Origin of the sequence: Fibrisoma limi BUZ 3 (assembly GCF_000296815.2) — a bacterium.
In the GTDB taxonomy this organism is placed as follows: Bacteria; Bacteroidota; Bacteroidia; order Cytophagales; family Spirosomataceae; genus Fibrisoma; species Fibrisoma limi.
Genome location: NZ_CAIT01000006.1, coordinates 880,818 through 896,974, shown reverse-complemented (window position 1 = coordinate 896,974; position 16,157 = coordinate 880,818). Strand labels below are relative to the sequence as shown.

Annotated in this window: 13 protein-coding genes; 11 read left to right on the top strand and 2 right to left on the bottom strand. The window is 54.6% G+C overall.

The annotated features are described in order from the left end of the window. Positions 1-80: 80 nt before the first annotated feature. Positions 81-1,211, top strand: coding sequence for a DUF5005 domain-containing protein (locus BN8_RS11670; RefSeq protein ID WP_144051649.1), 1,131 nt, complete (start codon positions 81-83; stop codon positions 1,209-1,211). Between the two features lie 34 nt (positions 1,212-1,245). Here the strand turns inward: BN8_RS11670 and BN8_RS11665 are convergent, their stop codons facing one another. Beyond that, on the bottom strand, positions 1,246-1,509 hold the full coding sequence (locus BN8_RS11665; RefSeq protein ID WP_009282076.1) for a hypothetical protein: 264 nt from the start codon (positions 1,507-1,509) through the stop codon (positions 1,246-1,248). 217 nt (positions 1,510-1,726) lie between these two features. On the opposite strand from BN8_RS11665, the gene BN8_RS11660 reads away from it, so the two are divergent. Continuing rightward, positions 1,727-3,067 carry a sigma-54-dependent transcriptional regulator gene (locus BN8_RS11660; protein WP_040006005.1) on the top strand — a complete coding sequence of 447 codons (1,341 nt, stop codon included), beginning with the start codon at positions 1,727-1,729 and terminating at the stop codon, positions 3,065-3,067. Between the two features lie 16 nt (positions 3,068-3,083). Here the strand turns inward: BN8_RS11660 and BN8_RS11655 are convergent, their stop codons facing one another. After that, positions 3,084-5,072 (bottom strand): KUP/HAK/KT family potassium transporter, encoded by a 1,989-nt coding sequence (locus BN8_RS11655; RefSeq protein WP_009282074.1) that lies wholly within the window; start codon positions 5,070-5,072, stop codon positions 3,084-3,086. A gap of 345 nt (positions 5,073-5,417) precedes the next feature. Between BN8_RS11655 and BN8_RS33755 the strand changes: the two genes are divergently transcribed. From BN8_RS33755 to BN8_RS11615, 9 genes are all read left to right on the top strand, one after another. Beyond that, complete coding sequence (locus BN8_RS33755; protein WP_083882496.1) at positions 5,418-5,498, top strand: potassium-transporting ATPase subunit F; 81 nt, start codon at positions 5,418-5,420, stop codon at positions 5,496-5,498. A gap of 12 nt (positions 5,499-5,510) precedes the next feature. Beyond that, complete coding sequence (gene kdpA / locus BN8_RS11650) at positions 5,511-7,226, top strand: potassium-transporting ATPase subunit KdpA (protein WP_009282073.1); 1,716 nt, start codon at positions 5,511-5,513, stop codon at positions 7,224-7,226. A gap of 47 nt (positions 7,227-7,273) precedes the next feature. Next, positions 7,274-9,442, top strand: a complete 2,169-nt coding sequence (kdpB, locus tag BN8_RS11645; protein WP_009282072.1) for a potassium-transporting ATPase subunit KdpB — start codon at positions 7,274-7,276, stop codon at positions 9,440-9,442. Between the two features lie 137 nt (positions 9,443-9,579). Next, on the top strand, positions 9,580-10,143 hold the full coding sequence (locus BN8_RS11640) for a K(+)-transporting ATPase subunit C (protein WP_009282071.1): 564 nt from the start codon (positions 9,580-9,582) through the stop codon (positions 10,141-10,143). 74 nt (positions 10,144-10,217) lie between these two features. Continuing rightward, a complete protein-coding gene (locus BN8_RS11635; protein ID WP_009282070.1) occupies positions 10,218-11,381 on the top strand; it encodes a porin in 1,164 nt (387 codons plus the stop codon). 61 nt (positions 11,382-11,442) lie between these two features. Then, entirely contained in the window at positions 11,443-12,576 is a 1,134-nt protein-coding gene (locus BN8_RS11630) for an Osmosensitive K channel His kinase sensor (RefSeq protein ID WP_009282069.1), read from the top strand. Between the two features lie 108 nt (positions 12,577-12,684). Next, positions 12,685-14,433 (top strand): sensor histidine kinase, encoded by a 1,749-nt coding sequence (locus BN8_RS11625; protein ID WP_009282068.1) that lies wholly within the window; start codon positions 12,685-12,687, stop codon positions 14,431-14,433. 218 nt (positions 14,434-14,651) lie between these two features. Continuing rightward, positions 14,652-15,071 (top strand): YsnF/AvaK domain-containing protein, encoded by a 420-nt coding sequence (locus BN8_RS11620; protein WP_009282067.1) that lies wholly within the window; start codon positions 14,652-14,654, stop codon positions 15,069-15,071. 45 nt (positions 15,072-15,116) lie between these two features. Continuing rightward, the gene (locus BN8_RS11615; RefSeq protein ID WP_009282066.1) at positions 15,117-16,145 is read left to right on the top strand and encodes a YsnF/AvaK domain-containing protein; all 1,029 of its coding nucleotides are present in this window, start codon (positions 15,117-15,119) and stop codon (positions 16,143-16,145) included. The last annotated feature ends 12 nt before the right edge of the window (positions 16,146-16,157 follow it).

Here is a 16,157-nt window from a genome sequence, read left to right as displayed (position 1 = left end):
AAACAGACGTCGGTGAGCGGTATAAATGAACAGGAGGTAACTTCTATGTGCAGTTCAAACCTTCCAAAACCAAAGACACCGTGACCAGCAACCTCTCCGTGCTATTCGTCGCTCTTTTTGCCTGCCTCGTGGCCTGCCAGCCAGTAGATACATTACCAGCCGTTACCGATAGTAACCCGGCCGGAAACCTTCGGCAGGGCGCTGCTATGACCGTTCAGGTCGATGCGCAGTATAATCAATTCTTTACCCGCTATTCGGCCTGGAACGGGGGGGATGGGGTCTATTCGGTGCCGCTGCCCGACGGACGAATTTTCTGGACGTTCGGCGATAGTTTCATCGGCCGGGTTCAGCCGGATCGCAGCCGCAATGCCGCACAGAATGTCTTTGTCCGGAATGCCGTGATGGTGCAGCAGGGCGAAACATTTGATGGATTCCGGACGCTGAATCAGGGGGCTACGACAGACACTGGTGGAAAAACGTATTTTGTCCATTCACTCGAGAAAAACGGTAAGGACTGGTACTGGCCCCTCGACGCGACCGTTTATGGTGGTAAACTTCAGGTGGTATTGAGCCATATCCGGAAAACCGGTTCTGGATCGTGGGATTTTAAAAACTCCTCGGTTGATCTGGCCATTTGTTCCCCAACGACCGGCGCTATCGAAAAGCTGATTACCAACAAATACCGGGGCGAATGGGGCTACGGTGGGGCCTTGTGTGAAGCTGCCGACGGGTATACGTACCTCTATGGTGTCGACCACGGGACGTTAACGACCAACGTGGTGGTAGCCCGGGTTCCCAAAGGCGATCTGACAGCAACCTGGACGTACTGGAACGGATCGAAGTGGGGGAGCCAGCCGAATAAATACGCGATTTACAAGGATGCGTCCGATCAGTTCAGTGTATTTCGGTCGGGCGATAAGTATTACCTGTTCACACAGGAAATCATATTTGGCCGGGGGCTGTATTTGTCGGAGTCAACCAGCCCGATTGGCCCCTGGACTAACAAACGACTGTTGTACACCATTCCGGAGGAGCACGGTACCGGCAAGGTGTTTACCTACAACGCGCTGGTTCATCCGGAGCTGTCCAGGAATGGCGAACTGATGATTTCGTACTGCGTGAACGCCAATAATTTCGGTGACAATTTCGGTGTGCCCGGCAGTGCGGATCTGTACCGGCCTTATTTCATCCGGGTGTTCAACTGGAAATAACCGTCCCGCTACGAACAGCCTGCCGGTTGGCTTCCTACTGCATCTCCCGCGCCAGCCACTCGTCAACAATTACGACCGGGGTTTCCAGCCGCCAGGGTGCGTGGGTGTGTGCCCGGCCGAAACGTAGCTTCATCGGTTTGGATGTTGGAAACTCGGAAGCCAGCACGCTTAAGGGCTCAAGCAGCGGCTGGATGGCGATCTGAGCTACATCCAGCAACGTAGCAAACCGTTTCAGGCTGTCAAAAGCCGTATCATACTGCTCCTGCGTAATCCAGAGGGCTTTTATCGGTGCTTTCATGGTGCCGTTGTTAGGGAGGATAGTGCCAACGGACAACGTGAGTCAGCAGAATACCCCGGTGTATACTAAACCAAATTTAACGGGTTATGATTACGAAATGTCGTTTTTAGGATGAGTGGATAGCGGCTATAGTCCTTCTGACAGGGAATACCTGATGCCCGACTCAGCGTTAAGCCAGGGTATCGTTTACTTTTGCAGTTCATTATCGTTTATACCATTGGCCGCTACTATTCTCCTGATCGACGACGAAGACCGGCTTCGCCAACTGCTGGCAAGGCTGTTGAGCCTCGAAGGGTACACCATCCTGGAAGCAAGTGACGCCCGCAGCGGGCTGAAGGTGCTGGAGCGGGAAGACGTGCAACTCGTGATCAGTGATGTCAAACTGCCCGATAAAAATGGGATTGAGTTAACGGCCCAGATCAAACAGGCATACCCCGCCACGGAGATCATCGTCCTGACGGCGTACGGTACCATCGCCGATGGCGTAACGGCCATCAAAAACGGCGCATTCGACTACATCACGAAAGGCGACGACAACGACCGGATCATTCCGTTGGTTAGCCGGGCTGTCGAGAAGGCGGAGTTGCAGTTTCGCATCCGCCAGTTGGAACAGCAGGTGAGCAAGCGGTATGGCTTCGATAGCATTATCGGACAGTCGGCGGCCATCCGGCAGGCCATCAACCTCGCCCGGAAAGTGGCCGTAACGGATACGACCGTATTGCTGACCGGCGAAACGGGCACCGGCAAGGAAGTGTTCGCGCAGGCCATTCACTACGCCAGTCCGCGCCATAGCGGGCCGTTTGTGGCCATCAACTGCGGGGCCTTGAGCAAGGAGATTTTGGAAAGTGAACTGTTCGGACACCGGGCGGGGGCGTTTACCGGGGCCACCCGCGACCAGAAAGGGTTGTTTGCCGAAGCGAACAAAGGAACCATTTTCCTCGACGAGATCGGCGAGATGCCGCTCGATTTGCAGGCCAAACTGCTGCGGGTGCTCGAAACCCACGAGTTTCTGCGCGTAGGCGACACTAAACCGACCAAAACCGATGTGCGCGTGGTGGCGGCCACAAACCGGAATCTGGAACAGGAAGCCGGTTCAGGACACTTCCGGCTGGATTTGTATTACCGGCTGTCGGTGTTTTCGATCGAATTACCTCCACTCCGCGACCGTCCCGACGACATTCCGGCCCTTGCCGAATTTTTTGCCAGGCGGGATGCGGCCAAGATCGGCAAACGCGACGTGCGAATGACCCCTGAGTTCGTGCAGATGTTGCAGCAACATTCCTGGAAAGGCAATATCCGTGAACTGAAGAATGTCATTGAGCGAACCGTTATCCTGGCCGATGGACCAGAACTGCTGCCCGACTACCTGCCGTTCGACATCAGGGAAGGCTACGCAACGAACACCAGCGATGATTTGTCGCTGTCGGCGCTGGAACGCCAGCACATCGGGCGGGTTTTAGCCATGACCAGCAATCAGAAGGCCGAAGCCGCCCGACTGCTGGGCATTTCCCTGGCAACGCTCTACCGGAAGCTGGATGAATACGGGCTCAAAAAGTAAATCAAAACCGACGGGCTCATCCAACCGCCTTGTCGGTTTTCGGTGATGAGGTTGGTCGGCTGACTCGTTTCAACGGGAGTTCCTCGGCCGGGCGAACCACCAGCGGCACCTGCTCGGTCGTTACGTTCTGGTAATCCAGCCCATACGCTTTTTCGTCGGAGATGCTGAGCCGTTTGAGCGCGAAATAGGCGTTCATGATAAACGTATCGATGGCATCCAGATCGTTCTCGTACGAGAGGAAGCGATTGATGATGATGAACCGAAAATCACCGACAATATCGTGCCGCTGCAACGAACGATATCGGCTGAGGATGGTCACTTCGCAGCAACGTACCATTTCTTCGACCACTCGCTTGAAGAGCAGATTGATCCGGGGCTGCACCCGGAAACCAAGCTGGAACGTAATACGAACTACTTCTTCCGGTTCGAGAATATCAACGGAATATTGTGCGGTGTACGGCTCATCAACCAGATCGACGTGAATCAGCCAGTACAGGTCTGCCCGCTTGGGCTGGCGCTCGAGAATGGAATTGATGATGTGATCTTCGACCAGCAACGGATTGTCCGAAGACGTTAAAAAGACTAAATTGGTCGCGTACTTTGGTACATCCGGATCATTGCTGAGTTCCTTCAGAATAGGCAGGTGATCTTTAAGACTGACGTAGGAGGTCAACCGGCGCTTAATCCGGCTGCCCCGATACCAGACGTACATAATGGTGATGATAACCAGCCCCAGCATCAGTGTTACCCAGCCACCATTAGCAAACTTACGTAGGTTGGCCGCCAGAAACGCACTCTCAATCGTCAGGTAGAGAGCGAGCAGGCCAAACACAACGAACAGGTTTACGTGCCGTGTATAAAGGTAATAGGCCAGCAATATGGTGGTCATCAGCATGGTCAAATTCACCGACAGACCAAAGGCCGCTTCCATGTTCTTCGACTCTTTGAAATAGAGGACTACCCCGATACAGCCGGCCATGAGCAACCAGTTGAACGCTGGAATGTACACCTGCCCGCGCGCATCCGACGGAAATACAATCCGCAATTTAGGCAGCAGCGTCAGCCGGAACGCTTCCGAGACGAGCGTGAACGTACCGCTGATGAGCGCCTGACTGGCGATGATCGTGGCCAGCGTAGCAATGCCGATAGCCGGCAGCATGAACCAGTCGGGAATCAGCCCGAAAAATGAGTTAGATTCCCCCAGCGGTCGGCCCTGGTGATCCAGCAGCCAGGCAGCCTGGCCTAAGTAGCACAGAATCAGGCACAGCTTAACGTATATCCAGGAAACCTGCACGTTCCGTCGACCGACGTGCCCCATATCCGAATAGAGCGCTTCGGCCCCGGTCGAACAGAGGAAGACCCCTCCAAGCAGCCAGAATCCGTGGTCATGCTCCGAAATCATCCGATACGCGTACACCGGATTCAGCGCCCGGATAACCGAAGTATCCTTGAGCACCTGCGCGATACCAACGACGCCAATCATCGTGAACCACACCATCATGATCGGTCCGAAGGCCGTGCCCAGCCGGTCGGTTCCGATTTGCTGCACAGTAAACAAGACGACCAGAATGGCCAGTACGATCGGAACCGTAGGCAGATCGGGATACAGCGGCCGCAGACCTTCAATGGCGGAGGAAACCGAGATTGGGGGCGTAATGATACTGTCGGCAATGAGAAAGCTGCCGCCCGCAATGGCCGGAAACAAAAGCCATTTAGCATACCGCCGGATCAGGGTGTAGAGTGAAAAAATACCACCTTCACCCTTATTGTCGGCCCGTAGGGTGAGCAGCACATATTTTAGTGTAGTCTGAAATGTTAGTGTCCAGAAAATGGCAGAAGCTCCACCAAGGGCCAGAGTTTCGTCAACGACATGGTCTTCAATAATGGCCCGGTAGGTGTACAGGGGGGACGTACCAATATCGCCAAAGACGATACCTACCGCTACCAATAAGCCACCCGCAGTGAGCTTATCCAGGTTGTGATGAGATGATTCGGTTGCAGACATACGTGGCCTTAAAGGTAAACAGCATTTTGGCTTCTTTCGCAGCCGGTTTGACAAGCGGTCTTTCTCATTTTGAGAAAAAGACTCTTCTCATTTTGAGAAAAAGAATTCGGTTGAATTGGCGCTCGTGATGAGGTCTTTTTTGTAACAGGCTGTTTGTCAGTAGCAAATTTATAAAGTGGGGAAGGGGAGGTCTGTTTGGCATTCCATTGGCAACCTGGCTGATCGTACCAATTAAGAAAATGTCAAATGGGAACGCTCCTGTTGCTATTACTCTCGGCGCTGATCTGCTTCGCGTTTTTTTACGGCTGCATTGAGTGGTTCGAGAAAATCTAACCAACTACGCTCATGATCACCTTAGTTTTTATTGCTGCATTGCTCGTATTCGCGTACATGCTGTACGTACTCATCAAACCCGAAAGGTTTTAACTCACCTAACTCATGTTCACGGAATGGATGGGCGTGATTGTCATGTACGGCCTTACGGTCCTGCTGGCAATCCCGCTGGGCAAGTTTCTTGCTAAAGTTTTCAAAGGAGAACCGAATGCCTTTGATTTTATGGCTCCGCTGGAGCGACTGATTTACCGCCTGGGTGGGGTTGATCCCAACCGGGATATGAACTGGAAAGGAAACCTGGTGGCCCTGCTGACCATCAACGCCCTCTGGCTGGTGTATGCCTTCGTCCTGCTGGTCACGCAGGGAAGCCTGCCGCTGAACCCGGATGGAAACCCGTCGCAGACACCCGATCTGGCGTTTAATACGGCAATTAGCTTTCTGGTCAACTGTAACCTGCAACACTACTCCGGCGAGACCGGCGTAACGTACCTGACGCAACTGGGGGTGCTGATGTTTCTTCAGTTCGTGTCGGCAGCTACCGGGATCGCAGCGGCCGTATTGCTGTTCCGCTCGTTTATACCCAAAAGCACAGAAACGGTTGGTAATTTCTACGTGCTGTTTACCAAATCCATTACGCGGTTGTTGCTGCCGGGATCGTTGGTCGTTGCCCTTGTTTTGGCGTTCAACGGGATACCGGCCAGCTTCGACGGAAAGGACACCATCACGACCATGCAGGGCGACACCGTCGGGGTTTCGCGCGGGCCCGCGGCCGGCTTCATTGCCATCAAACACCTCGGCACCAACGGTGGGGGGTATTTTGGGGCTAACTCGGCACATCCGCTGGAGAACCCGAATTACCTGACCAACATGGTTGAGATGGTGACCCAGGTGCTGATTCCCATCGCCATGATTTTCGCGCTGGGCTTTTTCGTCAACCGCAGGCGGTTTGCCTGGGTCATCTACGGGGTTATGACGGTCGGGATGCTGGTGTTGCTGGTGCCCACACTTATCAGCGAACTGGGAGGGAATCCGGCTATTGCGCAAATGGGTATTTCCCAACCAACGGGGGCGATGGAAGGCAAAGAGGTTCGATTCGGGCCGGTCGCTTCGGCGTACTGGAGCATTGTGACGACCATCATCTCGACGGGCTCGGTTAACGCCATGCACGATAGTTCAATGGCGCTCTCGGGGGCAATGGAACTACTGGGTATGATGGTGAACGCCTTCTACGGTGGCGTCGGCGCAGGCTTACTCAACTTCTACTACTTCCTGATCATTTCCGTCTTCGTGGCTGGCTTGATGGTAGGCCGGACACCGGAATTGTTCGGCCGGAAAGTCGAGGCACGCGAGATCAAGATTGCCTCCATCGTAGCGCTGTTGAGTACGCTGCTTGTCAAAGGAGGTACAGCACTGGCTGCCTGGTTATTCATTAATTATGGTGATGCCACCTGGGCGGTGAAGCCGTCGGCCTGGCTGAACAACCCGGCTTTCCACGGTTTCTCGGAGATGCTCTACGAATTTACATCGGCTAACGCCAACAACGGTTCGGGTTTCGAAGGACTGGGCGACAACAACTTCTTCTGGAACTTCTCGACCGGTATTGTGCTGATGCTGGGGCGGTACATTCCTATTATCGGTCCGGTGGCGATTGCCGGCTTGCTGGCCCGGAAAAAGTACGTGCCGGAGTCGTCGGGAACGCTGCCGGTGGATACGCCCACGTTTGGCCTGATGATTTTCGCCGTCATCTTCATCATTACGGCTCTGTCGTTCTTCCCGGCCCTGACGCTGGGGCCACTGGCGGAATACTTTACATTGAAATAACAAAACAGCCGGCCACTCAATCGGCTGTCCTAATGATATAACCTAACATGGCAAAGCAATCATCCCCCGGCCGTACGCGGCCCGGCTTGTTCCAGCGTGACCTCGTTGGAACGGCGATTCGGGAATCATTTATAAAACTGAATCCAGCAATTCTGATCAAGAATCCGGTGATGTTCACCGTTGAAGTCGGAACGCTCATCATGCTGCTGGTTACGATTTACATCGCCCTGTCGGGCGATACGTCGCAGGGATCACTCGGGTACAACATTGCCATTACGGGCATTCTGTTCGCAACGGTCCTCTTTGCCAATTTCGCCGAGGCCATCGCCGAAGCGCGGGGGAAAGCTCAGGCTGAGTCGCTCCGCAAAACGCGGGAAGAAACCCCGGCCAGGGTGATTCGGCTGGGCGGCACTCCGCCAGTGGGACAGATGAAGCTCGATGAAATCGAGATCATTCCGTCGTCGCAACTCAAAAAAGGCGATGTATTTGTCTGCGAAAACGGCGACATCATTCCCTCCGACGGCGAGATTATCGAAGGGTTAGCTACCATCGACGAGTCGGCCATTACGGGTGAATCAGCGCCCGTTATCCGAGAAGCGGGCGGTGACCGGTCGTCGGTGACGGGTGGGACGAAGGTGTTGTCGGACAGGATTAAAGTGCTGGTGACGACCCAGCCGGGGGAGTCGTTTCTGGACAAGATGATCGCACTGGTTGAAGGCGCGAGCCGCCAGAAAACTCCCAATGAAATTGCCCTGACGATTCTGCTGGCAGGGTTTACGCTGATCTTCGTCATCGTCTGCGTGGCGCTGAAACCCTTCGCCGAGTACGCCAATACGCCGATCACCATTGCCGCGCTGATTTCCCTGTTCGTCTGTCTGATTCCGACGACCATCGGTGGGCTGTTATCGGCCATTGGTATTGCGGGTATGGATCGGGCCCTGCGGGCGAACGTCATCGCCAAATCCGGACGGGCGGTGGAAACGGCGGGCGATGTCGATACGTTGCTGCTCGATAAAACCGGTACGATCACGATTGGTAACCGAAAGGCAACCAATTTCTACCCGGCACCCGGTGTGAGTCAGGTTGACATGGTGCGGGCCAGTACGCTCAGTTCGCTGGCCGACGAAACACCAGAAGGTAAGTCGATTGTCGAACTAGCCCGTAATGGCAACTGGGGAGCCGACGTAACACGGTCGCTGTCCATCGAAGGCGCGACGCTGATCAAATTCACGGCCGAAACGCGGTCGAGTGGCATTGACATGCCGACCCGAAGCAACGTAGCGCGGGGAACCGACGGCCGTGTTAAGGACGAAGCCGTTATCAGTGACCAGACTACCGACGTAATCCGCATCCGAAAAGGAGCCGTTGACTCCATCCGGGCAATGGTGGAACGGGCGGGTAATACGTTCCCCGCCGAAACCGACAGGAAAGCGAAGGAGATTGCGGCCAACGGGGGGACGCCCCTGGTGGTTGCTGAAAACGAGGTTGTCAAGGGCGTAGTGGAATTGCAGGACATTATCAAACCCGGCATTCAGGAACGATTCCAGCGACTGCGCCGGATGGGCGTGAAAACGGTGATGGTAACGGGTGATAACCCCTTAACCGCCAAGTTTATTGCTGAAAAGGCGGGGGTTGATGACTTCATCGCCGAAGCCAAGCCGGAAGACAAAATGAACTACATCCGTCATGAGCAAACCGGCGGCAAGCTCGTAGCCATGATGGGCGACGGTACGAACGACGCCCCGGCGCTGGCGCAGGCCGATGTGGGCGTAGCGATGAACAGCGGTACGCAGGCGGCTAAGGAAGCGGGGAACATGGTCGACCTCGACAACGACCCGACCAAACTGATTGAGGTGGTTGAGATCGGTAAGCAGTTGCTCATTACGCGCGGTACGCTAACAACCTTCTCCATCGCCAACGACGTAGCGAAGTATTTCGCCATTGTCCCGGCCTTGTTCATCAGCTCGATTCCGGCGCTACAGGCGCTGAACATCATGCGGCTGAACAGCCCCGAGTCGGCCATCCTGTCGGCGGTGATCTTTAACGCGATCATCATTCCGATGCTGATTCCGCTGGCCCTGCGCGGGGTTGAATACAAACCAATTGGGGCCAGCGCGCTGCTGCGCCGGAACCTGCTGATCTACGGCGTTGGCGGCATTGTCGCTCCGTTCATCGGCATCAAAATTATTGATTTGGTAATTGGATTAATCTTTTAAATGAGTAAAAGAGTGAATGAGCGATAGTCTATCACAAAAGCTAATCCTTACAGTGAGCTTTTCTAGCGAAACCTTGAAAAAAAGCTAATACCGTTTCTTCACTCATTAACTCTTGCGCTCTTTCACTCTTTAATAACATGAAAACACACATCGGACCAGCCATTCGACTCACGATTGTCATGCTGGTATTGCTTTCTTTCATCTATCCACTCGTCGTAGCTGGTATTGCAACGTTGGCGCCCGGCGGGGGTAAAGGCGAGACCGTTACGGTAAACGGTAAAGTAGTTGGCTACAAAAACGTTGGCCAGGCGTTTACGGAAGACCGCTATTTCAACAGCCGTCCGTCGGCGGTGGATTACAATGCCGCAGGTTCGGCTGGATCGAACAAAGGGCCCAGCAATCCCGATTATCTGAAAACGGTTCAGGCGCGTATTGATACGTTTCTGGTGCATAATCCGGGCGTAACAAAAGCGCAGATTCCGGCCGAACTGGTGACGGCCTCGGGCAGTGGCCTGGACCCGGATCTATCACCAGCCGGGGCTAAAATTCAGGTTGCCCGCATTGCCAAAGTACGTGGCATCAGCGCCGATCGGTTGAATCAGCTCGTCGACGAACATACGCAAGGACCTTTGCTGGGCCTGTTTGGTCCCGCGACGGTTAATGTCTTAGCACTGAATACAGCGCTGGATGCGCTGAAATAGAGTCCGGGCCAGCCTCCTGGTCGGCCCTATCAATTAATCAACGGGCCAACCGGGAGGCTGGCCCAGACAATAGCATGAAATCAATAGGAATGACCGTGGCTCTGTCGACCTTCTATGTAGCAGCCATGGCCCAGGTTACGGATTCAACAACCACGTCAGCCCCGGCGCAGACTTCGGCCACATCAGCCAGCGGCCTGACTGTATCGGGCTACGTAGAAGCATACTATGTCCATGATTTTACGACGCCCAAAACCATTCAGGAACGGCCGGGCTTTCTGTATAACTTCAAGCGAAACCGCGAAGTGAACGTGAATCTGGCATTTCTGAAGGGGGCCTACGTAGGGGATCGGGTGCGGGCAAATCTGGCTATTCAGGCCGGTACGTATCCGCAGTATAACTATGCAGCCGAACAGGAGCTGATCAAAAACATCTTTGAGGCCAATGCCGGAGTGAAGCTGAGCCGGAACCGTGACTTGTGGTTGGATGCAGGCATCTTTTCGTCGCACATTGGCTTTGAAAGTGCGATTGGCAAAGACTGCTGGACGCTGACGCGCAGCATCGTGGCCGAAAACTCGCCCTATTACCTGGCGGGGGCGAAGCTAACGTACAATACCGGAACGCCGGACCGACCAAACGGCAAGTGGACGTTTTTGCTGGCGGTCGTCAACGGCTGGCAGCGCGTAAAACGGCTCGATGGGTACTCGGGGCCATCGCTAAGTACCCAGATTCAATACCGCCCGTCGTCTGCCGTGACCTTGAACTGGAGTACGTTCTTCGGCTCCGACCGGCCCGATTCGCTGAGCCAGCGACGGATGTACCATAATCTGTACGCCATCATTCAGCCGGGCAAAGTAGGCGTAACCCTGGGCTTCGACATTGGGGCGGACCGCAAGCCGAGGATAGAAGGGCGTCGGGTGGGCGACGGAAGTTACGTTTGGTATACACCCGTGGCCATTCTACGCTATAGCCCCGGCGACAAAGTACGGCTGGCCGGACGCGTTGAATACTACGATGACAAAAACGGGGTGATTATTCCCACCAACACCGGAACGCCTGACCGCCCCAACGGCTTCCAGACCTGGGGCTATTCGGCGAATGTCGACTACGTTATTTCGCAGCAGGCGCTGTTTCGCATTGAAGCCCGTACATTCAACAGCAAGGATGCCATCTTCCAGACAAGCAACGGATTCGGGCGGTATAACACCGCGTTGACAACGAGTTTGGCCGTAAGCTTCTAGCTTTACTTTAATACCGGTGGCTCACGCTACGTGGGCTATCGGCATTGCAATACATCGACGAATGACGACAGAAGACAACCGCGACCAGTCCGCCGAACAATTCCTCCGGCTAATTCAACAGTCGCGCCGGGGGAAATTTAAAATTTATATCGGGATGAGTGCGGGCGTGGGGAAGTCGTATCGAATGCTGCAGGAAGCGCACGCGTTGCTGCGGAGCGGTATTGAGGTGCGGATTGGGTTTATCGAAACACACAACCGGGCCGAAACGCAGGCGCTGGTGGAGGGTCTGCCGATCATTCCCCGGCGCCGGTTGTTTTATCGCGGTCGTGAACTCGAAGAGATGGACGTACAGGTCATCCTGAACGTGCACCCTGAACTGGTGATCGTAGACGAACTGGCCCATACCAACATACCCGGGTCGAAAAACGAAAAACGCTGGCAGGATGTCATCGAGATTCTGGACGCAGGCATCAACGTAATCAGCGCCGTCAACATTCAGCACATCGAGAGCCTCTACGACGAAGTGCATGCCATAACGGGCGTCGACGTAACGGAACGCGTGCCGGACAAGGTGCTGCACATGGCCGACGAGGTCGTTAACATTGACCTGCCCGCCGATGAGCTGATCACCCGGTTAAAGGAGGGCAAGATTTACGACAAAGCGAAGGTCGAGACGGCGCTGCGTAATTTTTTTCAGCCGGAGAAGATTCTACAGCTTCGCGAACTGGCACTGAAGGAAGTGGCCGGGCAGGTGGAGCGGAAAATCGAAACGACGCTGTCGCCGGGTGTGCAGAGCCGCCCCGAGCGATTTCTGGCCTGCATCAGCACCAACCACCAGACCGCCCGGATGATCATTCGCAAAACGGCTCGTCTGGCGTCGTTTTACCAGTCGCGGTGGTTTGTGCTCTACGTGCAGACGCCCGCCGAAGGCCCCGACCGAATCAAACTGGATGTGCAGCGGCACCTGATCAACAACCTGAAGCTGGCCACGGAACTGGGAGCGGAGGTGATCCAGGTGAAAGGAGCCAACATTCCCCGCTGCATTGTTGAAACGGCCGAGGAACGAAAAATAACAACCATCTGCATTGGCAAACCACATATAAATTTGATCCGGATTATTTTACGGACAAACCTGTTCAACGAGATGCTCAATAAATTGTCGCAATCCGATACGGACCTGATTATATTGTCTTAATAGGAGAAAGGGGAGGAAGGAGAAGAAAGGGAGGAAAGGAATAAACACATGAAGTAGCGGTTTTCTCCTTTCTCCCTTTTCTCCCTCCTCCCTTTCTCCCCCTCCATCATGACTCTAAAAGCCAAAATATCCCTGGGACTGACCTTTATGTTCGCCATCATTCTGGCGCTGGGGGGATTAGGAGCGTACTACCTGAATCAGCTTTCCAACGACGCCCAGGCGATTCTGAAGGATAACTACATTTCGCTGGAATACACCAGCGACATGCAGAAGGCGCTCATGAACCTGGCTGTCGATCCTGATGCAAAAGCTGTTTTTGAGCAGAACCTTCGTCTTCAGGAACGTAATGTGACGGAGGTCGGTGAGCAGAGCCTTACGGATGCGCTTCGGCGGGACTTTAACCGGGTAAAGGCCGGTGCCCGCGACTCGCTGACCATCAATCGGCTGCGTAATTCCCTTTTGCTGCTTGACGACGTAAACCGCCAGGCCATGGTTCGGAAGAACCGAACCGCCGAGCAGACCGCCAATGATGCGCTGGTCTGGCTGGCGTTTATCGGGACGCTGTGTTTCCTGGTGGTTTTCTCGTTCATTATCAATTTTCCGGGTTATATCGCCAATCCGCTGCGGGAGCTAACGCGTGGTATTAAACAGGTTGCCAGCCGGAATTTTGAAGAACGACTCCATTTTCAGTCCAGCGACGAGTTTGGCGAACTGGCCCGGTCGTTCAATTCGATGGCTCAGAAACTCGATGAGTATGAGCACAGCAGCCTGGCGCGGGTGCTGTTCGAAAAGAAACGCATCGATACCCTCATTCAGATCATGTCCGACGGCATCATCGGGCTGGACGAAAAACGGCGGATTCTGTTCGCCAATCCCGTGGCCTGTCGGCTGCTGGGGCTGACCGAAGCGCAACTGGTTGGTAAATACGCCCCCGATGTAGCTTCCGTCAATGACCTGATGCGGACGCTGATTCAGGAACTGATGACCGATGAGCCCATGAGCCGTGAAGGTCGGCTGCTCAAGATTTATGACGTAGACACCGACGGCAAAGGGAAGGAAAGTTACTTCAATAAGCAGATTCACGTAGTGGAAGTGACCCGTACGGGCGAAGAGCAGGCGCAGCAGGCCGGCTACGTGATCGTGCTGAAGAACATTACGCCCTACCAGGAGCGCGACCTGGCCAAGACCAACTTCATCGCTACCGTGTCGCATGAGCTGAAAACGCCCATTTCCGGTATCAAAATGAGCCTGAAACTGCTCGAAGACCAGCGCATCGGTCTGTTGAACGATGAACAAAAACAACTGCTGGACCACGTCCGCAACGATTCCGATCGGCTGCTCAACATTACGGGAGAACTGCTCAATATGGCTCAGGTAGAGTCGGGACAGATTCAATTGCAGATCGCTAACGTAGCGCCCGGTGCTATCATCGACGTAGCCATGAACGCGCTACGTACCCAGGTTGAGCAGAAACACATTCGGTTCAACGTAAACATGGCACCCAATCTGCCGCCGGTTCAGGCCGACCCCGACAAAGCCTCGTGGGTACTGGTCAACTTTCTGTCGAATGCCGTACGGCACAGTCCCGAAGATAACCGTATCGATATTCAGGTCAGGCCCGTGCAGGGGTTCGTTGAATTTCTTGTGCGCGATTATGGGGCGGGTATTCGCCCCGAACACCGCGACCGGGTGTTTGACCGCTACTTTCGCGCCCCCGGCAACAACGGTCAGGTAAGCGGTACGGGGCTGGGGCTGGCCATCTCTAAGGAATTCATTACGGCCATGCAGGGAGAGATTGGCCTGAAACCCGACGTAACGGATGGGGCTGCCTTTTACTTCCGGTTGCCGGCCGCCTGAACATAACGCCAACGAGTCGTTTCCTCAACTTCACGAAAATGTAATCTACCACCCCGGCGGGTGCTGGCACGGCAAGTGTAGAATAAAATTCTATATTTTATGTAGAATAAATGGGACAATGCGTCGGTGGTTATTCTGTTAACTACCACATAATCAACATATGGCATAGCTTTTGACCAGTCAGGCACGTAATTGATCATCAGCAAACCCGACTCACTATGCATCCTCAGGACAACCAGGACCAACAACCGCCCATCACCATTCCGGTGATTGAAGAGCAGGTACGAATTGACAGGGAAGTAGTGGAAACAGGTCGGATACGACTCTCCAAGCTCGTTCGGGAAGAAGAGGAAACGGTAGACGTACCGACAACGCAGGAGGAGGTGAACGTGCAGCGAGTGACGATCAATCAATACGTTGATGTTCCTCCACCGCCGATCCGGTATGAAGGTGACACGATGATCATTCCCATTCTCCGGGAGGTTGTGGTGGTCGAAAAACGACTGGTACTGGTCGAGGAGGTACACGTTACGAAGCGACGAACCGAAACGCATAAACCCCAGCAGGTGACCCTCCGCCGGGAGGAAGTTGTCGTGCAGCGGGATTCCCCCACTGATGCCGACGCGCATCAGCTTTGAATCAATCAGCTTATTACTAACACTTAATTCAAAACCCCTAGTACAATGGCACAGACTGTGATTGGAATTTTCGACAGCGCAACAGACGCGCAGGATGCCGTAGATCGGCTGGTGGACAACGGATTTACGCGCGACTCAATTGACATCATGGACCAGAGCAGCCAGAATACCACTGGTTATTCGCAGGGAACCACCGGCTACTCAAGCGAGACGGGTTATTCGGGCAGCGCGACCAACGACACGATTAGCCTGGGAGCAACCCGCGACATCGACGTTGATCGGGATCGCGACCGGGACCGTGACGACAACGGCGGTGGCATCGGTGGATTTTTCCGGTCACTGTTTGGGGGCGATGACGACGATGAGTACACGACCAGCCGTCGGTACACGGACGTTGCCAACCGGGGAACCGTTGTTTCGGTGTACACCCAAACGTCGGACGAAGCCGAGCAGGCAGCCGATATTCTTGATGACGCGGGTGCTGTTGACGTTAATGAGCGGGCCTCGCAATACGGCGGCATGACCGGCAATACGAACGCCGGTATGGCATCGGGTGCGTACACGACCTCCGATATAGATACGACGTCTGATGCTTACAGGACGGATCGTGACCGCCCGGTATCGACCGACGATGACACGACGATGAAGGTTATGGAAGAAAACCTGAACATCGGCAAGCGGGAAGTGCAGACGGGCGGTGTCCGGTTGCGGAGCCGTATCGTAGAGCGTCCGGTTGAGGAAATTGTCCGGCTGCGTCAGGAGCACGTACGGGTTGTTCGGACACCGGTTGACCGTCCTGCCACGGATGCCGACTTCAATACCTTCCGCGAAGGGGATATCGAAGTAACTGAGCGCTCAGAAGTGCCCGTAGTCGGCAAAGAGGCCCGTGTAGTGGAAGAGGTTTCGCTGGGCAAGGATGTTGACGAACGGGAAGAAACCGTGCGCGATACGGTTCGCAAAACGGAGGTTGACGTTGAGAACATCAACTCGACCGACATGAACCGCGGCATGGGTACAACAGGTCGTACAACTACTGACCTGGACGACGACCTGAACACGACGACGAACCGGTAGATCGGTAGTCGG